The organism is Streptomyces sp. SudanB25_2051 (assembly GCF_964272635.1).
In the GTDB taxonomy this organism is placed as follows: domain Bacteria; phylum Actinomycetota; class Actinomycetes; order Streptomycetales; family Streptomycetaceae; genus Streptomyces.
The window spans coordinates 1,710,002-1,728,574 of record NZ_OZ186787.1 but is presented as its reverse complement, the minus strand read 5'-3'; the positions used below and the strand labels follow the sequence as shown (position 1 = coordinate 1,728,574).

The following is an 18,573-nucleotide window of genomic DNA, read 5'->3' as shown; positions in this document are numbered from 1 at the left end:
CCGCCCGGCGCCCCCTTGGTACATTGCGGCCATGCCCGATCCCAAGGCGGCGTCCCCCAGGACGCCCGACGCGACGCGCCGCAGCGAGCGCTCGCGGCGCGCCATCTTCGACGCCGCCCTCGCCCTGGTCGTGGAGGCCGGGTACGCCAGGACGACCGTCGAGGGCATCGCGTCCCGGGCGGGCGTGGGCAAGCAGACGATCTACCGCTGGTGGCCCTCCAAGTCCGCCGTGCTCCTCGACGCCTACCTGGACCTCGCCGGGCAGGCCGCCGCGCAGGCGCAGGAGGGCCGGGCCGGGCAGGACGCGCCGCCGCCCGTCGGGCTGCCGGACACCGGCGACCTCGCCGCCGACCTCAGGACCGTCCTGCGGGCCACCGTGGACGAGCTCAACGACCCCCGCTTCGAGGCGCCGACCCGCGCCCTCACCGCCGAGGGCGTCGTCGACCCCGAGCTCGGCGCCCGCTTCGTGGAGCGGCTTCTCGAACCGCAGCTCCAGCTGTACGTCGACCGGCTCGCCGCCGCCCGCGAGGCCGGCCAGGTGCGGACCGGCGTGGACCCGCGCGTCGCCGTGGAACTGCTCGTCGGCCCGCTCACCCACCGCTGGCTGCTGCGCACCCGCCCGCTCACCCACGCCTACGCCGACGAGCTGGTCGAGTACGTCCTCCGCGGCATCGGCCCCCGCTGAGCCCCGCACTCCGCCGGGCCGCGGGGGGTCGCGCGTGGACCTCCTCACGGTGAACGCGAACCGAACAGCGGGCATACCCGGACGAAATCCGGCAAGCCGAACGGCTCGGGGGCGCTTCCCGCTCCGGCGGCCGTCCCCCGGTTGAGGAGTCCGGTCACCTGCGGTCCGCGATGGTGGGACCATGGCAGGGACCACAGGGGCTCGTATTCAGGTGTGAGGGGATAGATGGGCGACGGTATCGGCCGCTACCGCGGCACGGAGAGCAAACTCGCGCAGTGGCTGCGCCGCCGCCCGAGGAAATCCGCCGCCGACACCCCGAGCCGGGAGGAACTGCTCCTGGCCACCGCCGCCGCAGGACTGCCGCTCGCCCCCGCCGCGTATCCCGTCGGCTACCGCTGCTCGTGCGAGCGCATCGGCTGCCCCACCCCGGCCCGCCATCCCGTCTCCTTCGCCTGGCAGACGCAGTGCGCCACCGACCCGGCGCAGATCGAGCGGTGGGCGCGCAGCCAGCCGCAGGCCAACTTCATCACCGCGACCGGCATGGTCCACGACGTCCTGGACGTTCCGTTGGAGGCCGGTCGCGCCGCGTTGGAGCGCCTGCTCGCCGAGGGCGTCGAGGTGGGCCCCGTGGCGGAGGCGGGAGACGCGCTCGGCGGGGGCCGCGCGCTGTTCTTCACGGCCACGCGCGGCACGCCCGAGGACGAGGACGAGTGGTGGCCGTGCGAGCTGGACTGCCACCCCGAGACGATGGACGAGCACCCGGGCCTGCGCTGGCACTGCCGGGGCAGCTATGTCCTCGTACCCCCGGCGAGGCTCCCCGGTGACCACGCGGTGGAGTGGGTACGGGGCCCCGAGCATCCGCTGCCCGACCCGCTGACCCTGCTGGAGGCGCTCACGGACGCCTGCGCCCGGCACGCCGAGCAGTACGACGACGAGCACGGCCACCACACGGTCGCCTGGCCGCTGAGCCGCTGAGCCGCTGAGCCGCTGAGCCGCTGAGCCGGGAGCCGGCAGGCCGGACGCCCACGGGTGCCTCGGGTGCCGGACACCACGTCCCCCCGCGCCGCCCGACGACGCCCGCGCGGCCCCGCGCCGTCCGCACCGAGCGCCGTCCGCGCGGCACCGGGCGCCCGCGCCCCTGCCCGCGCCGGGCCCCTCAGGAGCCCTTCAGGCCCGTGACGCCCTGGAAGCGGTTGAGGATCGTCACCCGGTCCTTGTCGGCGCCGCCCGGCTTGACCAGGGCGGTCAGGCTCGTCACCCACTCCTTGGTGACGGTGTTGCGCACCTCGCCGGTCAGCAGCGGCTTCTCGTCGGCCGTCACGCGCGGCCGGTAGCCGTCGGCGGTGGTGGCCCGCTCGTAGATCCGGTTCGAGAAGAACACGAGCGCCCCGCCGTCCCCGGTGACCAGGCCCACCGGGGCGAAGGCGCCCGTGTCCAGCGCCTGGTCGGCGAACTGCAGCGCCAGACCGGGCCGGTTGGAGATCTTCGCGCGCTGCTCGCGCAGCCCCGAGGTGTGCGGGCCGTCCGCGAACACCTTCGGCTCGCCCGACTTCAGGTACGCGGCGTAGTCCCGGCTCAGGTCGCGGGGCGCCGCGGCGAGGGACGAGCCGTCCGCCGGCGCGGGCTCGGCCCAGCCCTCCGCGTCGGTCCGGAACTCCGGCACCTCGCCGGGGGCGAGCAGCGCCAGGTGCGCGGCCTCCCACAGGGCGTCGGGGCTCTCGCGGACGAACAGCAGCAGCCAGCGGTTGTCGTCGGGGCCGCTGTCGGTGTCCGTGTTGGAGTCGGTGTCCGCGACGAACCAGCGCGGCCAGCCGGCCTTCTTGGGGATGACGTAGCGGACGTCGGTCAGCTCCAGCGGCCGGTGCTTCGGGTTGCCGTCCGGGTGGGTCACCGAACGGACCTTCAGCCCGGCCTGGTTGATCGCGCCGAGCGAGCCGGTCACGCGGTGGGCGTCCAGTGTCGGGTCGTACGCCTTGTCGGCGGCGTTGTACGCCTCGGTGAAGTCCTTCAGCGCCCGCGCGGCCTCGTCACGCGTCGCCGTCGGCACGACCGCCGTCTCGCCGTGCACCGTCACGCAGCCGCTCGCCGCCAGCGTCAGCGCCACCGCGACCGCGACCGCCGACAGCGGCCTCGGGCCCCCGCGGACCAGCGCCCGACCCCGCCCCTTCACCAGCCCTCGCATCGGTTTTCTTCTGCTCCTCGACCCCGACCGGCACTGACCGACCGAACCCTACCGGGGCCAGGGCGAGCACGAGCGCCGGGACCAGATACAGCACCCACACCGTGACCTGGAGCACCGACGGGTCCGGCGGCAGGTTGAACACGCCCTCCAGCACCGCGCCCGGCCACCGGTCCGGCGCCACCGCGCCGCCCAGCTCCACCGCGGGCCCCGCGAGCACCCCGCCCAGCGGGCCGCCGTCCTGGAGGTCGCGCACGCCCCGCGCCAGCACCCCCGCCGCGACCACGACCAGGGCCCCGCCCGCCCACACGCGCCGCCGCGCCGCCGGCAGCCGCCGCACGCCCGCGTGGACCGCCCAGCCGGCGAGCGCCGCCACGGCCAGGCCCAGCAGGAACACGCCCAGCGGCCCCGCCGAACCGGCCTCCTCCCGCGCCGCCCACACGGCGGCCCACAGGAACAGCCCCGTCGCCAGGCCCTCCCGCGCCACCACCAGGAAGCCGGTCACGCCCGCGAGACGGCCGCCCGGACCCCGCAGCACCGCCCAGGTGACACACCCGGCCGCCGCCACCGACAGCACGCCCCCGACGGCCCTCACCGCCTCGGGCGTCAACTCCCGCTCCCCGTACGTGAACAGCCACCCCGCGGCCAGCGCCGGCGGCACCGCCGCGCCCGCCCCGGCCCACAAGTACCGCGAAGCGGAAGCCCGTCGGCCGGGGGAGGCGCCGTCGCCGGCGAGCCACACGGCGAGCAGTCCGAGCAGCAGGGCGGCCTCCAGGCCGCCGCGCAGACCCGTCAGATGGGAGGCGAGCACGGGGAGCCTTTCGATCGGTCGGGCGGACCGCCCGCGGCGACGCGCTCGCCGGCACGGGCGTTGAGGGCCCGGCCACCGTACCGGCCGCCCGTGACGCGCGCGGTGCCGCCCCGCGGCCCGGTGCCGTGCTTGAATGCCCCGGTGAACCGGGAGAACACTGCGATCGACGTCCTCGCCGTCTTCTGCGGCCCCGACGGGCGGCACGGCAACCGGCTGGGAGTCGTACGCGAGGGCCGGGCCTGCCCCGACGAGGCGTCCCGGCAGGCCCTCGCCAAGGAACTCGCGTTCAGCGAGACGGTGTTTGTGGACGACCCCGAGCGCGGCGCTCTGGACATCTACACGCCCGGCACGCGCCTGCCGTTCGCCGGGCACCCGGTCGTCGGCGCGGCCTGGCTGCTCGACCTGGAGGTGCTGGACCTGCCGGTCGGCGAGGTGTGGGTGCGCCAGGACGGCGAGTTCACCTGGATCGAGGCGCGCGCCGAGTGGGCGCCGCCGCGCACCCTGCGCCGGTACGGCTCCGCCGCCGAGGTGGACGCGCTGGACGTGCCGCCGCCGGGGGAGTGGCTGTACGCGTGGGCGTGGGAGGACGAGGCGGCCGGGCGGGTGCGCGCGCGGGCGTTCCCGGGGCGGGGCGACGGGATCGACGAGGACGAGGCGACGGGCGCGGCGGCGCTCCTGCTGACCGCGGAGCTGGGCCGGGCGCTGAACATCGCGCAGGGCCGCGGCTCCCAGATCATGACGGCCCCGGGACCGGACGGCCTGATCGAACTGGGCGGCCGGGTCCGCCGCCTGGGCGCGGGCCCGGACACGTACTGACGGCCACGCGCCCGGTAGGGGCCGGCCCGCCGCGCCACGCGCGCCGAGCGCGTACGGAGGCCGGCCGGGCCCGGCGGCGTACGGCGCCGTCACGCGCTGAGCGGGTACTCCTCGCCCAGCTCGCGGAAGACGGCCGTGTTGAACGCGAAGGCCCGCTTGCACTCGTCCACGATCCGCTGCCGCTCCAGGTCGTCGGCGTTCACCGCGTCCAGCAGCGCCCGGTACTCCCGCTTGAACGCCGCCGGGTTGCCGATCGTGTCGAACACGTAGAAGCGGACGCCGTCGCCCTTGCGCGCGAAGCCCCACTGGCGCTCGGCCCGGTCGCGGATGACCTGCCCGCCGGAGAGGTCGCCGAGATAGCGCGTGTAGTGGTGGGCGACGTACCCCGCGGGCCAGGTGCGGGCGCACTCCTCGACGCGGGCGGCGTACGCGGCGGTCGCCGGCAGCGGCGCGACGCGGCCTGGCCAGTCGTCGCCCATGAGGTGCGCGAGGTCCCGCTCCAGCTCGGCCGTGCGGTACAGCTCGGGCCGTATGAACGGCCCGGCGACCGGGTCGTCCGCCAGCCCGCCGGCGGCGTCCTCCAGCGCCCGGTACACGAACCACAGCTGCTCGGTGTACCGGGTGAAGGCGTCCACACCCAGGCGCCCCCCGAGCAGATCGCTCATGAAGGTCGACGTCTCGGCCTCGGTGTGCGCCTCGTGGGAGGCGGTGCGGATGAGCGTCGAGAACGGGGTGGCGGTGGCGGTGGCGCTGGCGTCCAAGGCGGGCCTCCGGAGGACCGATGGGGCGGGAAGCGGATGCTTCCCGACGACCTGTCGGTAAAACCGTACCGCCTCGCCGGGTCAGGGCAAGGTGAGGATTTCGGCCCCGGTCTCCGTCACCACGAGCGTGTGCTCGAACTGAGCGGTCCGCTTGCGGTCCTTGGTCACGACCGTCCAGCCGTCCTCCCACATGTCGTACTCGTGGGTGCCCAGCGTCAGCATCGGCTCGATCGTGAACGTCATGCCCGGCCGCATCACGGTCGTGGCGTGCGGGGCGTCGTAGTGCGGGATGATCAGACCCGAGTGGAACGACGAGTTGATGCCGTGGCCGGTGAAGTCCCGCACGACGCCGTAGCCGAAGCGCTTGGCGTACGACTCGATGACCCGGCCGATCACATTGACCTGCCGGCCCGGCTTGACCGCCTTGATCGCCCGGTTCAGGGCCTCGCGGGTCCGCTCCACCAGCAGCCGCGACTCCTCGTCGACGTCGCCGCACAGATAGGTGGCGTTGTTGTCGCCGTGGACGCCGTGGATGTACGCCGTGACGTCCAGGTTCACGATGTCGCCGTCCTTCAGGACGGTCGAGTCGGGGATGCCGTGGCAGATCACCTCGTTGATCGACGCGCACAGCGACTTGGGGAAGCCGCGGTAGCCGAGCGTCGACGGGTACGCGCCGTGGTCGCACATGTACTCGTGGGCGATCCGGTCCAGCTCGTCGGTGGTCACACCGGGCGCGATGTGCCTGGCGGCCTCCTCCATCGCCCGCGCGGCGATGCGGCCCGCGATCCGCATCCGCTCGATCGTGTCGGAGTCCTGGACCTCGGGGCCCTCGTACGGCTTCGGCGCCGGCTTGCCGACGTACTCGGGCCGCCGGATGGAGCCGGGGACGGAACGGGTGGGGGAGAGCTCCCCGGGGACGAGCAGCGACTGGCCAGACATGCCAGCGAGTCTAACCAGGCCGCGCGGGGCACGATGGCGTCAGAGGAAGGAGCGACATGGCCCTGTTCAAGAAGCGCGCGGTGGGCAAACCGGGCGAGTGGTACTACTGCCTCCAGCACAAGAAGGTGGAGGAGGGGCCCGAGTGCCCGGCGAAGGACCGCTTCGGCCCGTACCGGACTCCCGAGGAGGCCGGCCGCGCGATGGAGACGGCCCGCGAACGCAACACCGACTGGGAGACCGACCCCCGCTGGCACGACACCCCGGAGGACGGCCCCCGCGAACCGTAGCCGCCCCGGGCCCGCGCCGCCGCGCCCCCCGCGGCCGGCGGGCCCCGCCCCGTCCCCGCGGGGCGCCGGTCAGCCCCGTGCCGCCGCCGCCTCGCGGCGCCGCAGGGCGTCCTCGTCGGTGGCGGCGTCGTAGCGGACCAGCTTCGGCAGCGCCGCCGCCAGCAGCGCCACCGCCGCCACGCACGCGACGCCGCCGCCCCAGATTGCGCCGCGCGTGCCGGTCCAGCCGGCCATCGTGCCCGCCCGCAGCTGCCCCAGCTGCGGGCCCACACTGTAGGAGAGGACCTCGATCCCCGCCAGACGGCCCCGCAGCTCGTCCGGGATCGTCTGGTTCCAGATCGTGGAGCGGCCCAGACCGCTCAGCATGTCGCCCGCGCCCGCGACGGCCAGGCACACCAGCACCGGCCACACGTCGTCGAACCAGCCCGCCCCCGCGATGGCCAGCCCCCACACCGCCGCGCCGACCACCACCATCAGCCCGTGCCGCCGCACCCGCGACGTCCAGCCGCTGGTCAGGCTCAGCACCACCGACCCCGCGGACCCCGCCGCGTACATCAGCCCCAGCGCCCACGGCGCGCCCAGCTCGTCCGCCAGGAACGGGTACAGCGTCGGCGGGTACGCCAGCAGCATCGCCGCCAGGTCCACCGCGTAGGTGCCCAGCAGCACCGGCCGCGACCAGGCGTACCGCGCGCCCTCCGCGATGCCGCGCAGCGACGGCTTGTCGGCGCCGCTCGCGGGCGGGGCCGGGGACAGCCGCAGGCACAGCAGCACCGACACGGCGAAGCAGCCGACGGTCGTCGCGTACGCCGTGCCGTGCCCCGCGAACGCCACCACCAGACCGGCCACCGCGGGACCCGCGATGGCGCCCACCTGCCAGCGCAGCGCGTTCAGCGCGGCCGACGCCGGCAGCTGGTCGTGCGGGACGATCCGGGCCAGCAGCGAGTCCAGCGCGGGCCGCTGCAGCCCCGCCATCGCGGACACCCCCGCCGCGACCACGTACAGCGGCCACAGCAGCGGCTCCGGCAGCAGCGCGTTCACCAGCAGGACCGCCGCGAGCACCGCCATGCCCGCCTCCGTGGCCAGGATCACCCGCCGCCGGTCCACCGCGTCCGCGAGCGCGCCCCCGTAGAGCCCGAACACGACCAGCGGGATCAGCTCGACCGCGCCCATCGCTCCGACGGCGAACGGCGAACCCGTCAGCTCCTTGATCTGGAGGGGCAGCGCGACCATCGCGGTGAAGCTGCCGAAATACGCGATCAGCCCCTGCGTCCACAGCAGGCGGAAGTCACGGGAGGAGCGCCAGGGGGCGAGGTCGGGGAGGACCGCGGCGAGCTTCGATGTCACGGGGCGCCATGCTGCGCGCCCGCCCCCGGCCCGGGCAAGCGGATTTCACCAGGGGTAGGGCGGCGGCGACGTCAGCAGCTCCGCGAGGCGCGACAGCCGGTCCCGGAACCGCCCGCGCGGCCCCGGCACGCCGTTCTCCCCGGCCGCCGCGCTCACCAGATGCTGCACCGTGTCCAGGTCGACGGGGTCGCCGCCCGCCGGGTCCACGGCCAGCGACTCGTGCGCCAGCGCGTGCACCTCCCGGTCGCCGCCGTCCAGCGACAGCACCGTCGCGCCCGCCCTGCGCGCCCCGTGGACCCGCTCCAGCAGCCCCCCGTCCGGCCGGTCCGGCGCCACCACGAGCAGCGTCGCCCCGCGCCCCGCCGCCTCCAGCCGCCCCAGCCCCACCGCCAGGTGCGCCGGGTCGGCCGGCCGCACCCGGTGCCGCACGAGGGTCGGGGACAGCTCCGGCAGCCCCGCCCACCGCGCCTCGTCCACCAGGTGCGCGGCCAGGTGCCACGGCTCGTACTCGGCGGTGCCCACCAGCAGCAGCCCGCCCCCGTGCCGCACGACGGACGAGCGCAGCGCACCGGCGAAACCCCGCGCCGCCGCGGGCCACGCCGTCCCGGCGAGCACCTCACGCAGCAGAGCGACCCGTACGGCGTCCATGGCGCCGCATCCTGCCCGGCCGGGGCGGCCCGGCGCGGCGCTTCACCGCCCCATCACCCGTACGGGGGTGGTGGCACGTAGTGTCGGCACCATGAGTGAGACGGAGACCAAGAAGCCGCCCGCCCGCGACCCGTGGGACCTGCCTGACGTGTCCGGCCTCGTCGTCGGCGTCCTCGGCGGCACCGGCGACCAGGGCCGCGGCCTCGCCTACCGGCTGGCCCGCGCCGGCCAGAAGGTGATCATCGGTTCGCGCGCCGCCGACCGGGCCCGCGCGGCCGCCGCCGAGCTGGGGCTGGGCGTCGAGGGCGCCGACAACGCCGAGTGCGCCCGCCGCAGCGACATCGTGATCGTCGCCGTGCCGTGGGAGGGCCACGCGGCGACGCTCACCGCGCTCCGCGACGACCTGCGCGGCAAGCTCGTCGTGGACTGCGTCAACCCGCTGGGCTTCGACAAACAGGGCGCGTACGCGATCCGGCCGGAGGAGGGCAGCGCCGCCCAGCAGGCCGCCGCGCTGCTTCCCGAGTCGCGGGTGACCGCGGCGTTCCACCACCTGTCGGCGGTGCTGCTCCAGGACGAGGGCGTCGAGGAGATCGACACGGACGTGATGGTCCTCGGCGACAAGCGCGCCGACACCGACCTGGTGCAGGCGCTCGCCGCGCGCATCCCCGGCATGCGGGGCGTGTTCGCCGGGCGGCTGCGGAACGCCCACCAGGTGGAGGCGCTCGTCGCCAACCTGATCTCCGTCAACCGCCGCTACAAGGCCCACGCCGGGCTGCGCCTCACCGACGTCGAGCAGCCGCGGTAGCGGGCGCGGCCCCCGCCGCCAGGGACCGGGCGCGGCACCCCCGCCAGGGGCCGGGCGGCGGGGCGCGCGGGGCCGCCGGGCGGGCCGGGCGGCGGGGCGTGCGGGGCCGCCGGGCGGGACACCGGGGCGCATGGGGGACACTGGACGGGCACGACCCGCCCGTACCGGACAGGAGCAGACCCCCATGCCCCGCCTCGCCCTCTACTCGCTCGTCGTCTGCGTCCTCGCGACGGCGGCGGCCGTGGTCTCCTTCGTCCGGGGCCCCTGGTGGCTCGGCGTCATCTGGGTCCTGCTCGCCGGTGTCTCCTCCAACATGAGCTGGTACTACTGGCGCCGCTCCCGCCAGGCCCGAGGCTGACGCCCGCGCCGCGCGCCGGGGGCCGCGGGGTCACCGGGTGACGCCCGCGTCCGCCAGATACCCGCACGTCGGGTCGGCCGCCTGCCAGAAGCGGTAGAGGTCGCGCCCGCAGTACGTCTCCACCTCGCCGACGCCCAGCGCCCCCAGCACCCCGTCGACCAGGCCGAAGAACACCTGGTTCACCTCCGGCGCCAGCAGCAGCACGAACACCGCGATCAGCCCGTACGGCGCGAACGGCTCGACGGCCCGCCGCGCCCGCTCCGACAGCCACGGCTCCAGCACCCCGTACCCGTCGAGCCCCGGCACCGGCAGGGCGTTCAGCAGGGCCGCGGTCACCTGGAGCAGCGCCACGAACCCCAGCGCGAACCGAAACCCGACCGGCACGCCGTCCAGCGCGCCCAGCCAGAACGGCGCCGTGCACACGAGGGCGAACAGCACGTTGGTGAGCGGGCCCGCCGCCGAGACCAGGCTGTGCCGCAGCCGCCCCGGGATGCGGTGCCGCTCGATGAACACCGCCCCGCCGGGCAGCCCGATCCCGCCCATCACCAGGAACAGCACCGGCAGCAGCACGCTCAGCACGGGATGGGTGTAGCGCAGCGGGTTCAGCGTCAGATAGCCCTTGTCCGCCACGGTCCGGTCACCGCCGCGCAGCGCGGTGACGGCGTGCGCGTACTCGTGGAGGCACAGCGACACGATCCACGCGCCGGTGACGAACAGGAACAACGCGACGGCCAGCCCGATGCCCGACGCGCCCCACACCGCCCAGCCCGCGGCTGCGGTGACGGCGGCGATGCCCAGGAACACGGGGCTGACCCGGCGGGACGCGACGACGGCCACGGGCGGACCTCCTCCTCGTTCTCGACCGGCCCCCCCACCGGCCCGGGACGGGTTCCGGGACCGGGCCGCGGGACCGGGACGGGAACCTACCCGCCGCGCGCCGCCGGACACCCCCGGACGGCGCGGCCCCCCGCACCACCGGCCGGGGAAGGCCGACGGCCCGCCGATGGGGGAAGTCGGCGGGCCGTCGTCCGTACCGCGGTGGCTCTGGAGCCGGGCGGCTAGTGGAAGGTGTGCTCCTCGGCGGGGAACGCCCCGCCCGCCACGTCCCGCCCGAACGCCTGGGCCGCGTCGCCCAGCGTGCGGCGCAGATCGGCGTACTGCTTGGTGAACCGCGGCACCTTGCCGCCGGTCAGCCCGGCCATGTCGGTCCACACGAGGACCTGCGCGTCCGTGTCGGGGCCCGCGCCGATGCCGATCGTCGGGATGTGCAGCGACCGGGTCACCTCGGCGGCCAGCTCGGCCGGTACGAGCTCCAGGACGACCGCGAACGCGCCCGCGTCCTGCGCGGCCTTGGCGTCCCGCAGCAGCCGGTGCGCGTCCTCGTCGGCGCGCCCCTGCACCCGGTAGCCCATCGTGTTCACGGACTGCGGGGTCAGGCCGAGGTGGGACATCACCGGGATGCCCGCCTGGACCAGCATCCGCGTCTGGGGCAGCGAGCGCTCGCCGCCCTCCAGCTTGACCGCGCCGACCCCGGACTCCTTCACCAGCCGCGTCGCCGACCGCAGGGCCTGCACGGGGCCTTCCTGGTACGAGCCGAACGGCAGGTCGCCGACGACCAGGGCGCGCTTGGTGCCCCGTACGACGGCGGCGGACAGCAGGGCCATCTCGTCCATGGTGACCGGGACGGTGGTGTCGTAGCCGAGGTGGCAGTTGCCCATGGAGTCCCCGACGAGGAGGACCGGGATGCCGGCCTCGTCGAACACGGACGCCGTCATCGCGTCGTACGCGGTGAGCATCGGCCACTTCTCGCCGCGCTCCTTGGCGGCGGCGATGTCGTGGACGGTGACGCGGCGGTTGCCCTTGCCGCCGTACAGCGCCTTCGGGTTCGCGGCGCTCTGCCCCCCGCTCGCGCCGGGGCCGGTGTCGCCGGACTGTTTCGGGGCAGGCTGAAGCGTCATGTGAAACGGCTCCTTCGTCATCTCGAGGCGCCCTGACGGCGTCCCCGGACCATGTCCATGGTGGCACTTCGTGCCGCGCGGGGGGAAGTGGGGGAGCGGCCGGCGTGCCCGTGCGGGCGCGGGCCGCCCGCACGGGCCGGTGCCGGGCGGGGCCGGTGCGGCGGGCGGGGCGGCGCGGGCGGAGTAGCAGGACGCGGCACCGCCCCGGGACGCGGCCTACGGTGAGCCCATGGACCGGTCCCCGCCCCCGCCGCACGGCCCGCCCCAGGCGCCGCCGCGCGGCACGCCGGAGGTGCCGCCCGAGGTGCACCGGCGGCGCTGGGCGATCCTCGCGGTGCTGATGCTGAGCCTGCTGTTCGTGGTGCTGGACAACTCGGTGCTGAACGTGGCGGTGAAGACCGTCGCGAGCCCGCCGCCCGTCGGGATCGGCGCGACGCAGAGCCAGCTGGAGTGGGCGATCAACGCGTACGCCCTGGTCTTCGCGGGGCTGCTGTTCACGGCGGGGCTGCTCGGCGACCGGATCGGCCGCCGCCGGACGCTGCTGTTCGGCACGGCCGTCTTCGGGGTCGCCTCCGCGCTGGCCGCGTTCGCCGACTCACCGGTCGAACTGGTCGCCTACCGGGGAGTGATGGGCTTCGGCGCGGCGTTCGTGATGCCCGCCACGCTCGCCATCCTCATGAACGTCTTCGAACGGGACGAGCAGCCGCGCGCCATCGGCGTGTGGGTCGGCGCGGTCGGCGTGGCCATCGCGGTCGGCCCGGTCGTGGGCGGGCTGCTGCTCGAACACTTCTGGTGGGGCTCGATCTTCCTGGTGAACGTGCCGGTCGTCGCCGTGTCCCTGGCGGCCGTGGCACTGCTGGTGCCCGAGTCCCGCGATCCCGCGCCCGGACGGGTCGACCCGCTCGGCGTCGCCCTGTCGATCGTCGGCCTGGTCCTGCTGGTGTTCGGGATCATCCGGGGCGGAGAGCTGGCCGACCTGACCGACCCGACCGTCCTGCTGCCCGTGGCCGGCGGGGCGCTGGTGCTGGCCGGGTTCGTCGTCCACGAGCGGCGCACCCCGCACCCCGCGCTGGACATGTCCTACTTCCGCGCGCCCGCCTTCTCGGCGGCGGTGGGCGGAATCGCGCTGGTCTTCTTCGCCCTCATGGGCGTGACCTTCGTGTCGGTCTTCTACCTCCAGTCGGTGCGCGGCTTCAGCCCCCTGGAGGCCGGTCTCCTGCTGCTGCCGCTGGCGGTGACGCAACTGCTGTTCGCGCCGCGCTCCCGGCTGGTCGTACGCCGGTTCGGGGCGCGCGCGGTGTGCGCGGCGGGGCTGCTGGTGGTCGCCGCGTGCCTGGCCGCGTTCGCCGGGTTCGACACGGACACGCCGGTGTGGGCGGTGGAGCTGGTGCTGTTCGCGCAGGGCGCCGGCATGGCGCACGTCATGCCGCCCGTGACGGTCGCCGTGATGCAGTCGCTGCCGCGGGAGAAGGCCGGCACCGGGTCGGCGGTGAACAACACGTTCCGGCAGGTCGGCGGGGCGCTCGGGGTCGCCGTGCTCGGATCGCTGCTGTCGGCCGTGTACCGGGGCGGCATCGAGGGGCACCTCGACGCCGTGCCGCCGGGCGCGCGGGCGGCGGCGGGCGAGTCCGTGGAGGCCACCCTCGCCGCCGCTCGGCACCTCGGCCCGGCGGGTGACGCGCTGGTCGCACCGGCGCACGCCGCGTTCCTGTCGGCGATGCACGTCACCGCCCTGTGCGCGGCCGCGGTCGCGGCGGTGGGCGCCGCGGTGGTCGCCGCGTTCCTGCCGGGCCGCCGCCCGGCCCGCGACGGCGGCCCGGACCGCGCGCCGGAGGACGGCCCGCGCCAGTCGGTCGGCCGCTAGGCCGTGTCCCGGGGGCCCGCGGACCGGTCCGTGCCATCTCCGCGACCCCGCTGACCTGCGGCGGGACGGGCGCGACTGTGCGCGTTTCGTCACAACCCGCCCCTCGGGCCCGTCCCCCGGAACCCCCGCCGCGACCCCCGTCGTCCCTCAGGCAGTACGGCCCTGCCGCGACCCCTGGCCATCCCCTAGGGTCGGGGTCCGGCACGGGAAGGGACCAGCAGCAGGTGAGGACGACGGAATGGCGCGGGTGGACGGTATGACGGAGACGGGGAACGGCGCCGCGGAGGAACGGCGCGCGGGGTCCCGGGTCCGGTCGACGGCCGCCCGCTGGCGGCGCGACCCCGGCATCTGGCGGCGCGGCGCGGTCGTGGCCGCCGCCGCGGTCCTGCTCGCGGGCCTGATGGTCCTCCACCGCCACATCCCGAACGACATCGGCAACCTCGGCAGCCTCATCGAGACGTTCCTGCCCTGGTTCGGCCTGCTCGTGCCGCTGCTCGCCGGGCTCGCGCTGCTGCGCCGCTCGGCGACCGCGCTGATCGCCGTGCTCCTCCCGGCCGTCGTGTGGCTGAACCTGTTCGGCGGGCTGGTCACCGACAAGAACGGGCCCGGCGGCGACCTCATGGTCGTCTCGCACAACGTGAACGCCGACAACCCGGACCCCGAGGGCACCGCCTCGGCGGTCGCCGCGTCCCGTGCCGACGTGGTGGCGCTGGTGGAGCTGAAGCCCGCGATGGTGCCCGTGTACGAGCGGGCGCTGGCCGACGCGTACCCGTACCACTCGGTGCGCGGCACGGTCGGCCTGTGGAGCCGGTACCCGCTGGACGACTCCCGCCCCGTGGACATCCGCCTGGGCTGGACCCGCGCCATGCGGGCCACGGTGAGCGCGCCGCAGGGGCCCGTCGCCGTGTACGTGGCGCACCTGCCGTCCGTGCGGGTCAAGCTGCACGCCGGGTTCACCGCCAACCAGCGCGACCGCAGCGCCGACCAGCTGGGCGAGGCCATCGCCGCCGAGCCCAACCGCCGGGTGATCCTCCTCGGCGACCTCAACGGCACCATGAACGACCGGTCGCTGAACGCCGTCACCTCCCAGATGCGCTCCACGCAGGGCGCCGCGGGCGACGGCATGGGCTTCAGCTGGCCGGCCGCGTTCCCGATGGCCCGGATCGACCAGATCCTCGTCCGGGGCGTCGAACCGGTCGCCTCCTGGTCCCTGCCGCGCACCGACAGCGACCACCTGCCGATCGCCGCCCGCGTCACCTTCTGAGCCCGGCCGGCCGAGCGGTACGGGCAGGGGGGCGCCCACCGGACCCGGTGGGCGCCCCCCTTCCGCGTGCCGTCAGGGGCGCGTCGCGGTCGACTCGCGCCAGTGGTTGGTGATGGGCAGCCGGCGGTCCTTGCCGAAGCCCTTCGCGGAGATCTTCGTACCCGGCGGGTACTGGCGCCGCTTGTACTCGGCGACGTCCACCATCCGCAGGGTCCGCGCCACCAGCTCCTCGTCGAAGCCCGTCGCGACGATCGCGTCCTTGCCCTGGTCCCGGTCCACGTACAGCTCCAGGATGCGGTCGAGGACGTCGTAGTCGGGCAGCGAGTCCGTGTCGACCTGGCCGGGCCGCAGCTCGGCGCTGGGCGGCTTCGTGATCGAGTTCTCCGGGATCGGCGGGGTCTGGCCCCGCTCCTCGGCGACCCGGTTGCGCCACCGCGCCAGGCGGAAGACCGTCGTCTTGTAGACGTCCTTGATCGGCCCGTACGCGCCCACCGAGTCGCCGTACAGCGTCGAGTAGCCCACCGCCAGCTCGGACTTGTTGCCCGGCGCGAGGACGATGTGGCCCTCCTGGTTCGACAGCGCCATCAGCAGCGTGCCGCGCAGCCGCGACTGGAGGTTCTCCTCGGCGAGCCCGGTCAGCCCCAGCGACCCCATGTAGGCGTCGAACATGGGCTCGATCGGCACGGTGCGGAAGTTCAGCCCGGTACGCCGCGCCAGCTCGGCCGCGTCGGACCTGGAGTGCTCCGACGAGTACCGCGACGGCATCGACACGCCGTACACGTTCGCCGCGCCCAGCGCGTCGCAGGCGATCGCGGCGACCAGCGCCGAGTCGATGCCGCCCGACAGGCCGACCAGCACCGACCGGAAGCCGTTCTTGGCGACGTACGCGCGCAGGCCCACGACCAGCGCCGAGTACACCTCCTCGTCGTCGTCCAGCCGGTCCGCGTAGCCGCCGGCCAGCTCCGGCTCGTACGCCGGGAGCGGCTCCTCGGACAGCACCACCCGCTCGATCCGCAGCCCGTCGTCGACCACGCCGGTCACCGGCTCGGCGGACGCCGCCGGCAGGTCGAGGTCGAGGACGACGCTGCCCTCGGCGAACTGCGGGGCGCGCGCGACGACCTCGCCGTGCGCGTCGACCACGATGGAGTCGCCGTCGAAGACCAGCTCGTCCTGGCCGCCGATCATCGCCAGGTACGCGGTGACGCAGCCGGCCTCCTGGGCGCGCTTGCGGACCAGCTCCAGACGCGTGTCGTCCTTGTTCCGCTCGTACGGCGAGGCGTTGATCGAGACCAGCAGTCCCGCGCCGGCGCTGCGGGCGGCGGGGACGCGGCCGCCGTCCTGCCACAGGTCCTCGCAGATCGCCAGCGCCACGTCGACGCCGTGGACCCGCAGGACCGGCAGCGTGTCGCCCGGCACGAAGTACCGGAACTCGTCGAACACGCCGTAGTTCGGCAGGTGGTGCTTGGCGAACGTCAGCACCACCTCGCCGCCGTGCAGCACGGCCGCGGCGTTCTGCGGGGCCCCGGCGGGCTGCCCGTACCGGGGCTGGGCGCGCTCGGAGCGGTCCAGATAGCCGACGATCACCGGCAGGTGGCCGAACCCCTCGGCGGCGAGCCGGGCGGCCAGCGCGCGCAGCCCGGCGCGCGACGCCTCCACGAACGACGACCGCAGGGCCAGGTCCTCGACGGGGTAACCGGTCAGCGCCATCTCGGGGAACGCGATCAGGTGCGCTCCCTGCTCGGCGGCGTGCCGGGTCCAGTGCACGATCGCCTCGGCGTTCCCGGCGAGGTCGCCGACGGTCGAGTCGATCTGGTTCAGGGCGAGGCGTAGTTGAGGCACGCCGCCCAGTGTAATCGTCAAATCGACGCTATGTCCTGCGGGGGCGTCCGGAAGCCCGTCCCCGCAGGGGCGCGGCGGCCCGGAGCCGGGGGCTCCGACGGGCCGCCGCGCCATGGCCGCGCGGGGTCTACCTCCGGTAGCCGAGGACCGTCATCATGCCCGCCTCCGCGTGGTAGACGTTGTGGCAGTGCAGCATCCACAGCCCCGGATTGCCGGCGTCGAACTCCACGGCCAGCCGCTCGCCGGGCAGGATCACCGCCGTGTCCTTGCGCGCCCCGCCGGGGCCGCCCAGCGCGAACGTGTGGCCGTGCAGATGCAGCGGATGCCACATCTCCGTCGCGTTGGTGAACACCAGCCGCACCCGCTCGCCCGCCTCCACCGGGTGCCGCTGGTCCGCCGTGTACGGCTTCCCGTCGAACGCCCAGTCGTACGCGGCCATCCCGCCGGTCAGCCGGATCGGCAGCGTGCGGTCCGGGGTGCGGGGCTCGAGCGCCACCTGCTCGGCCGCCCTCAGCCGCGCGGCGGTGAGCACCGGCCCGGCCAGCTCCGCCGGGCGGACACCCGCGGCGGGCGCCGCGCCCGCGCCGGTCCGCAGCACGGCCAGCGCCGCGGCCTTCTTGCCCTCGGCCGCGGCCACCAGCGGGAACACCCCGTCCCGTACGGTGACCACCGCGTCGTACCGCTCGCCCATCCCGATCAGCAGCGCCCCCGTCTCCACGGGCCGCACCGGGAAGCCGTCCGTGTGGGTCACCGTCATCCGGTGGCCGCCGAGCGCCACGCGGAACGCGGTGTCGCCGCCCGCGTTGACGATCCGCAGCCTGACCCGGTCGCCCGGCTTGGCGCGGAACTCCGAGGGCGCCTCCGGCGTACGGCCGTTGACCAGGTAGTACGGATAGGCCACATCGCCCGCGTCGCCGCCCAGCAGCTCGCTGGTGGCGCCCATCATCATCCGGGACGGCCCGCCCGTCGCCGCGGGCGACGACGGCGCGGCGGGCGCGGGGGAAGGGGCCGTCTCGTGGCCCTGATGGCCCGCGTGGCCGCCGGACGAGCCGCCGGACCCGCTCGCGCCGCCCGCCGAGTGGCCCTCGTGCCCGCCGCCGTGGCCGCCCCCGTGGCCGCCGCCCATGCCGCGGCTCAGCTCGGCCAGCACGGCGTCCGGTGTGGAGCCGTCCACGCCGTCCAGCCAGTCGTCCAGCACGACGACCCACTCCGCGTCGTACGCCAGCGGCTCCTTCGGGTCCTCCACGATCAGCGGCGCGTACAGGCCCCGGTCCTGCTGGGTGCCCGAGTGCGGGTGGAACCAGTACGTGCCCGGATGCGGTACGGCGAACCGGTACGCGAACTCCGTGCCGGGCGCGATCTCCCGCTGCGTCAGGCCCGGCACCCCGTCCATGTCGTTGCGCAGCGCCAGGCCGTGCCAGTGCAGGGACGTCGCCTGCGGCAGGTGGTTGGCGAGCGTCAGCGCCAGCGTGTCGCCCGCCGTGACCCGCACCTCCTTGCCGGGCAGCTCCCCGTCGTACGCCCAGGAGCGCACGGTGCGGCCACCGCCCAGGTCCAGCGTGGCGGGCGTGGCGGTGACCCGGACGGTGCGGACCGGGCCGCCGCCGCGCGCCGCCTCGGCGGCCGCGACCTCCGGGCCGTCGGGCGCGACGAACCCGGCGGGGGAGGCCGACGCCCCGTGCCCGGCGTGCGGGGACCCGCCGCCGGAGCCCGAACAGGCGGACAGCGCCGCCGTGCCGGCGACGGCGAGCCCCGCGCCGATGAGCGCGCGGCGGGACGGGGGCGCGGAGGCGGCGCGGCCCGGCTCCGGGGCCGGGCCGCCGGTCCGGGACCCGGAGTCGGACCCGGACCCGGACACAGCCCGGGACCCGGGCGTGGATCCGGACATGGGTGTGCGGAAGTCACGCATGACGAAGAACACCTCGTATCGGTGTGAAGTGGTGCGAATCACTGGCATGCCGGGCGCCGTGAGGGCGCGCCGGGGGAGCGGAGGGGCACGGCGGGGCGCCGTGCCG

At 75.5% G+C, this 18,573-nt stretch carries 18 protein-coding genes; 8 read left to right on the top strand and 10 right to left on the bottom strand.

The window, feature by feature from the left end; genetic code table 11:
• Positions 1-31: 31 nt before the first annotated feature.
• Together ACSUPT_RS07620 and ACSUPT_RS07615 are read left to right on the top strand one after the other, a co-directional pair.
• Positions 32-685, top strand: coding sequence for a TetR/AcrR family transcriptional regulator (locus ACSUPT_RS07620; RefSeq protein ID WP_351967345.1), 654 nt, complete (start codon positions 32-34; stop codon positions 683-685).
• A 225-nt stretch (positions 686-910) separates the two neighbouring features.
• Positions 911-1,660 carry a bifunctional DNA primase/polymerase gene (locus ACSUPT_RS07615; protein ID WP_351967344.1) on the top strand — a complete coding sequence of 250 codons (750 nt, stop codon included), beginning with the start codon at positions 911-913 and terminating at the stop codon, positions 1,658-1,660.
• 181 nt (positions 1,661-1,841) lie between these two features.
• On the opposite strand, the gene ACSUPT_RS07610 is transcribed toward ACSUPT_RS07615, so the two are convergent.
• Both ACSUPT_RS07610 and ACSUPT_RS07605 read right to left on the bottom strand, forming a co-directional pair.
• On the bottom strand, positions 1,842-2,732 hold the full coding sequence (locus ACSUPT_RS07610; protein ID WP_436946183.1) for a hypothetical protein: 891 nt from the start codon (positions 2,730-2,732) through the stop codon (positions 1,842-1,844).
• Positions 2,713-3,675, bottom strand: coding sequence for an FTR1 family protein (locus ACSUPT_RS07605; RefSeq protein WP_436943812.1), 963 nt, complete (start codon positions 3,673-3,675; stop codon positions 2,713-2,715). Before ACSUPT_RS07605 ends, ACSUPT_RS07610 begins: the two co-directional genes overlap by 20 nt.
• Positions 3,676-3,816: 141 nt before the next feature.
• On the opposite strand from ACSUPT_RS07605, the gene ACSUPT_RS07600 reads away from it, so the two are divergent.
• The gene (locus tag ACSUPT_RS07600) at positions 3,817-4,491 is read left to right on the top strand and encodes a PhzF family phenazine biosynthesis protein (RefSeq protein WP_351967341.1); all 675 of its coding nucleotides are present in this window, start codon (positions 3,817-3,819) and stop codon (positions 4,489-4,491) included.
• A gap of 89 nt (positions 4,492-4,580) precedes the next feature.
• On the opposite strand, the gene ACSUPT_RS07595 is transcribed toward ACSUPT_RS07600, so the two are convergent.
• Positions 4,581-5,252, bottom strand: a complete 672-nt coding sequence (locus ACSUPT_RS07595; protein WP_365730123.1) for a heme oxygenase (biliverdin-producing) — start codon at positions 5,250-5,252, stop codon at positions 4,581-4,583.
• Positions 5,253-5,333: 81 nt separating this feature from the next.
• The gene (gene map / locus ACSUPT_RS07590) at positions 5,334-6,191 is read right to left on the bottom strand and encodes a type I methionyl aminopeptidase (protein WP_399217254.1); all 858 of its coding nucleotides are present in this window, start codon (positions 6,189-6,191) and stop codon (positions 5,334-5,336) included.
• A 56-nt stretch (positions 6,192-6,247) separates the two neighbouring features.
• Here map and ACSUPT_RS07585 point away from each other — a divergent pair, with 56 nt between their 5' ends.
• A complete protein-coding gene (locus tag ACSUPT_RS07585; protein ID WP_351967338.1) occupies positions 6,248-6,478 on the top strand; it encodes a hypothetical protein in 231 nt (76 codons plus the stop codon).
• 69 nt (positions 6,479-6,547) lie between these two features.
• Here ACSUPT_RS07585 and ACSUPT_RS07580 read toward each other — a convergent pair whose 3' ends face one another.
• Positions 6,548-7,822 (bottom strand): MFS transporter, encoded by a 1,275-nt coding sequence (locus tag ACSUPT_RS07580; protein ID WP_436943810.1) that lies wholly within the window; start codon positions 7,820-7,822, stop codon positions 6,548-6,550.
• A 45-nt stretch (positions 7,823-7,867) separates the two neighbouring features.
• Positions 7,868-8,470 carry a hypothetical protein gene (locus ACSUPT_RS07575; protein ID WP_361660410.1) on the bottom strand — a complete coding sequence of 201 codons (603 nt, stop codon included), beginning with the start codon at positions 8,468-8,470 and terminating at the stop codon, positions 7,868-7,870.
• Between the two features lie 91 nt (positions 8,471-8,561).
• On the opposite strand from ACSUPT_RS07575, the gene npdG reads away from it, so the two are divergent.
• Positions 8,562-9,275: an NADPH-dependent F420 reductase gene (gene npdG, locus ACSUPT_RS07570; protein ID WP_351967335.1), complete on the top strand. Its 714-nt coding sequence runs from the start codon at positions 8,562-8,564 to the stop codon at positions 9,273-9,275.
• A 130-nt stretch (positions 9,276-9,405) separates the two neighbouring features.
• Positions 9,406-9,633: a hypothetical protein gene (locus ACSUPT_RS07565; RefSeq protein WP_351967334.1), complete on the top strand. Its 228-nt coding sequence runs from the start codon at positions 9,406-9,408 to the stop codon at positions 9,631-9,633.
• Positions 9,634-9,663: 30 nt separating this feature from the next.
• Here ACSUPT_RS07565 and ACSUPT_RS07560 read toward each other — a convergent pair whose 3' ends face one another.
• A complete protein-coding gene (locus tag ACSUPT_RS07560; protein ID WP_436943808.1) occupies positions 9,664-10,470 on the bottom strand; it encodes a site-2 protease family protein in 807 nt (268 codons plus the stop codon).
• A gap of 221 nt (positions 10,471-10,691) precedes the next feature.
• Positions 10,692-11,591, bottom strand: coding sequence for a 3-methyl-2-oxobutanoate hydroxymethyltransferase (gene panB / locus ACSUPT_RS07555; protein WP_351967332.1), 900 nt, complete (start codon positions 11,589-11,591; stop codon positions 10,692-10,694).
• Positions 11,592-11,820: 229 nt separating this feature from the next.
• Between panB and ACSUPT_RS07550 the strand changes: the two genes are divergently transcribed.
• The gene (locus tag ACSUPT_RS07550; RefSeq protein ID WP_436943806.1) at positions 11,821-13,455 is read left to right on the top strand and encodes an MFS transporter; all 1,635 of its coding nucleotides are present in this window, start codon (positions 11,821-11,823) and stop codon (positions 13,453-13,455) included.
• A 256-nt stretch (positions 13,456-13,711) separates the two neighbouring features.
• Positions 13,712-14,719 (top strand): endonuclease/exonuclease/phosphatase family protein, encoded by a 1,008-nt coding sequence (locus ACSUPT_RS07545; protein ID WP_399217259.1) that lies wholly within the window; start codon positions 13,712-13,714, stop codon positions 14,717-14,719.
• 72 nt (positions 14,720-14,791) lie between these two features.
• On the opposite strand, the gene ACSUPT_RS07540 is transcribed toward ACSUPT_RS07545, so the two are convergent.
• A complete protein-coding gene (locus tag ACSUPT_RS07540) occupies positions 14,792-16,558 on the bottom strand; it encodes an NAD+ synthase (RefSeq protein WP_436943804.1) in 1,767 nt (588 codons plus the stop codon).
• Between the two features lie 127 nt (positions 16,559-16,685).
• Positions 16,686-18,320 (bottom strand): multicopper oxidase family protein, encoded by a 1,635-nt coding sequence (locus ACSUPT_RS07535; RefSeq protein ID WP_436946182.1) that lies wholly within the window; start codon positions 18,318-18,320, stop codon positions 16,686-16,688.
• Positions 18,321-18,573 lie beyond the last annotated feature (253 nt).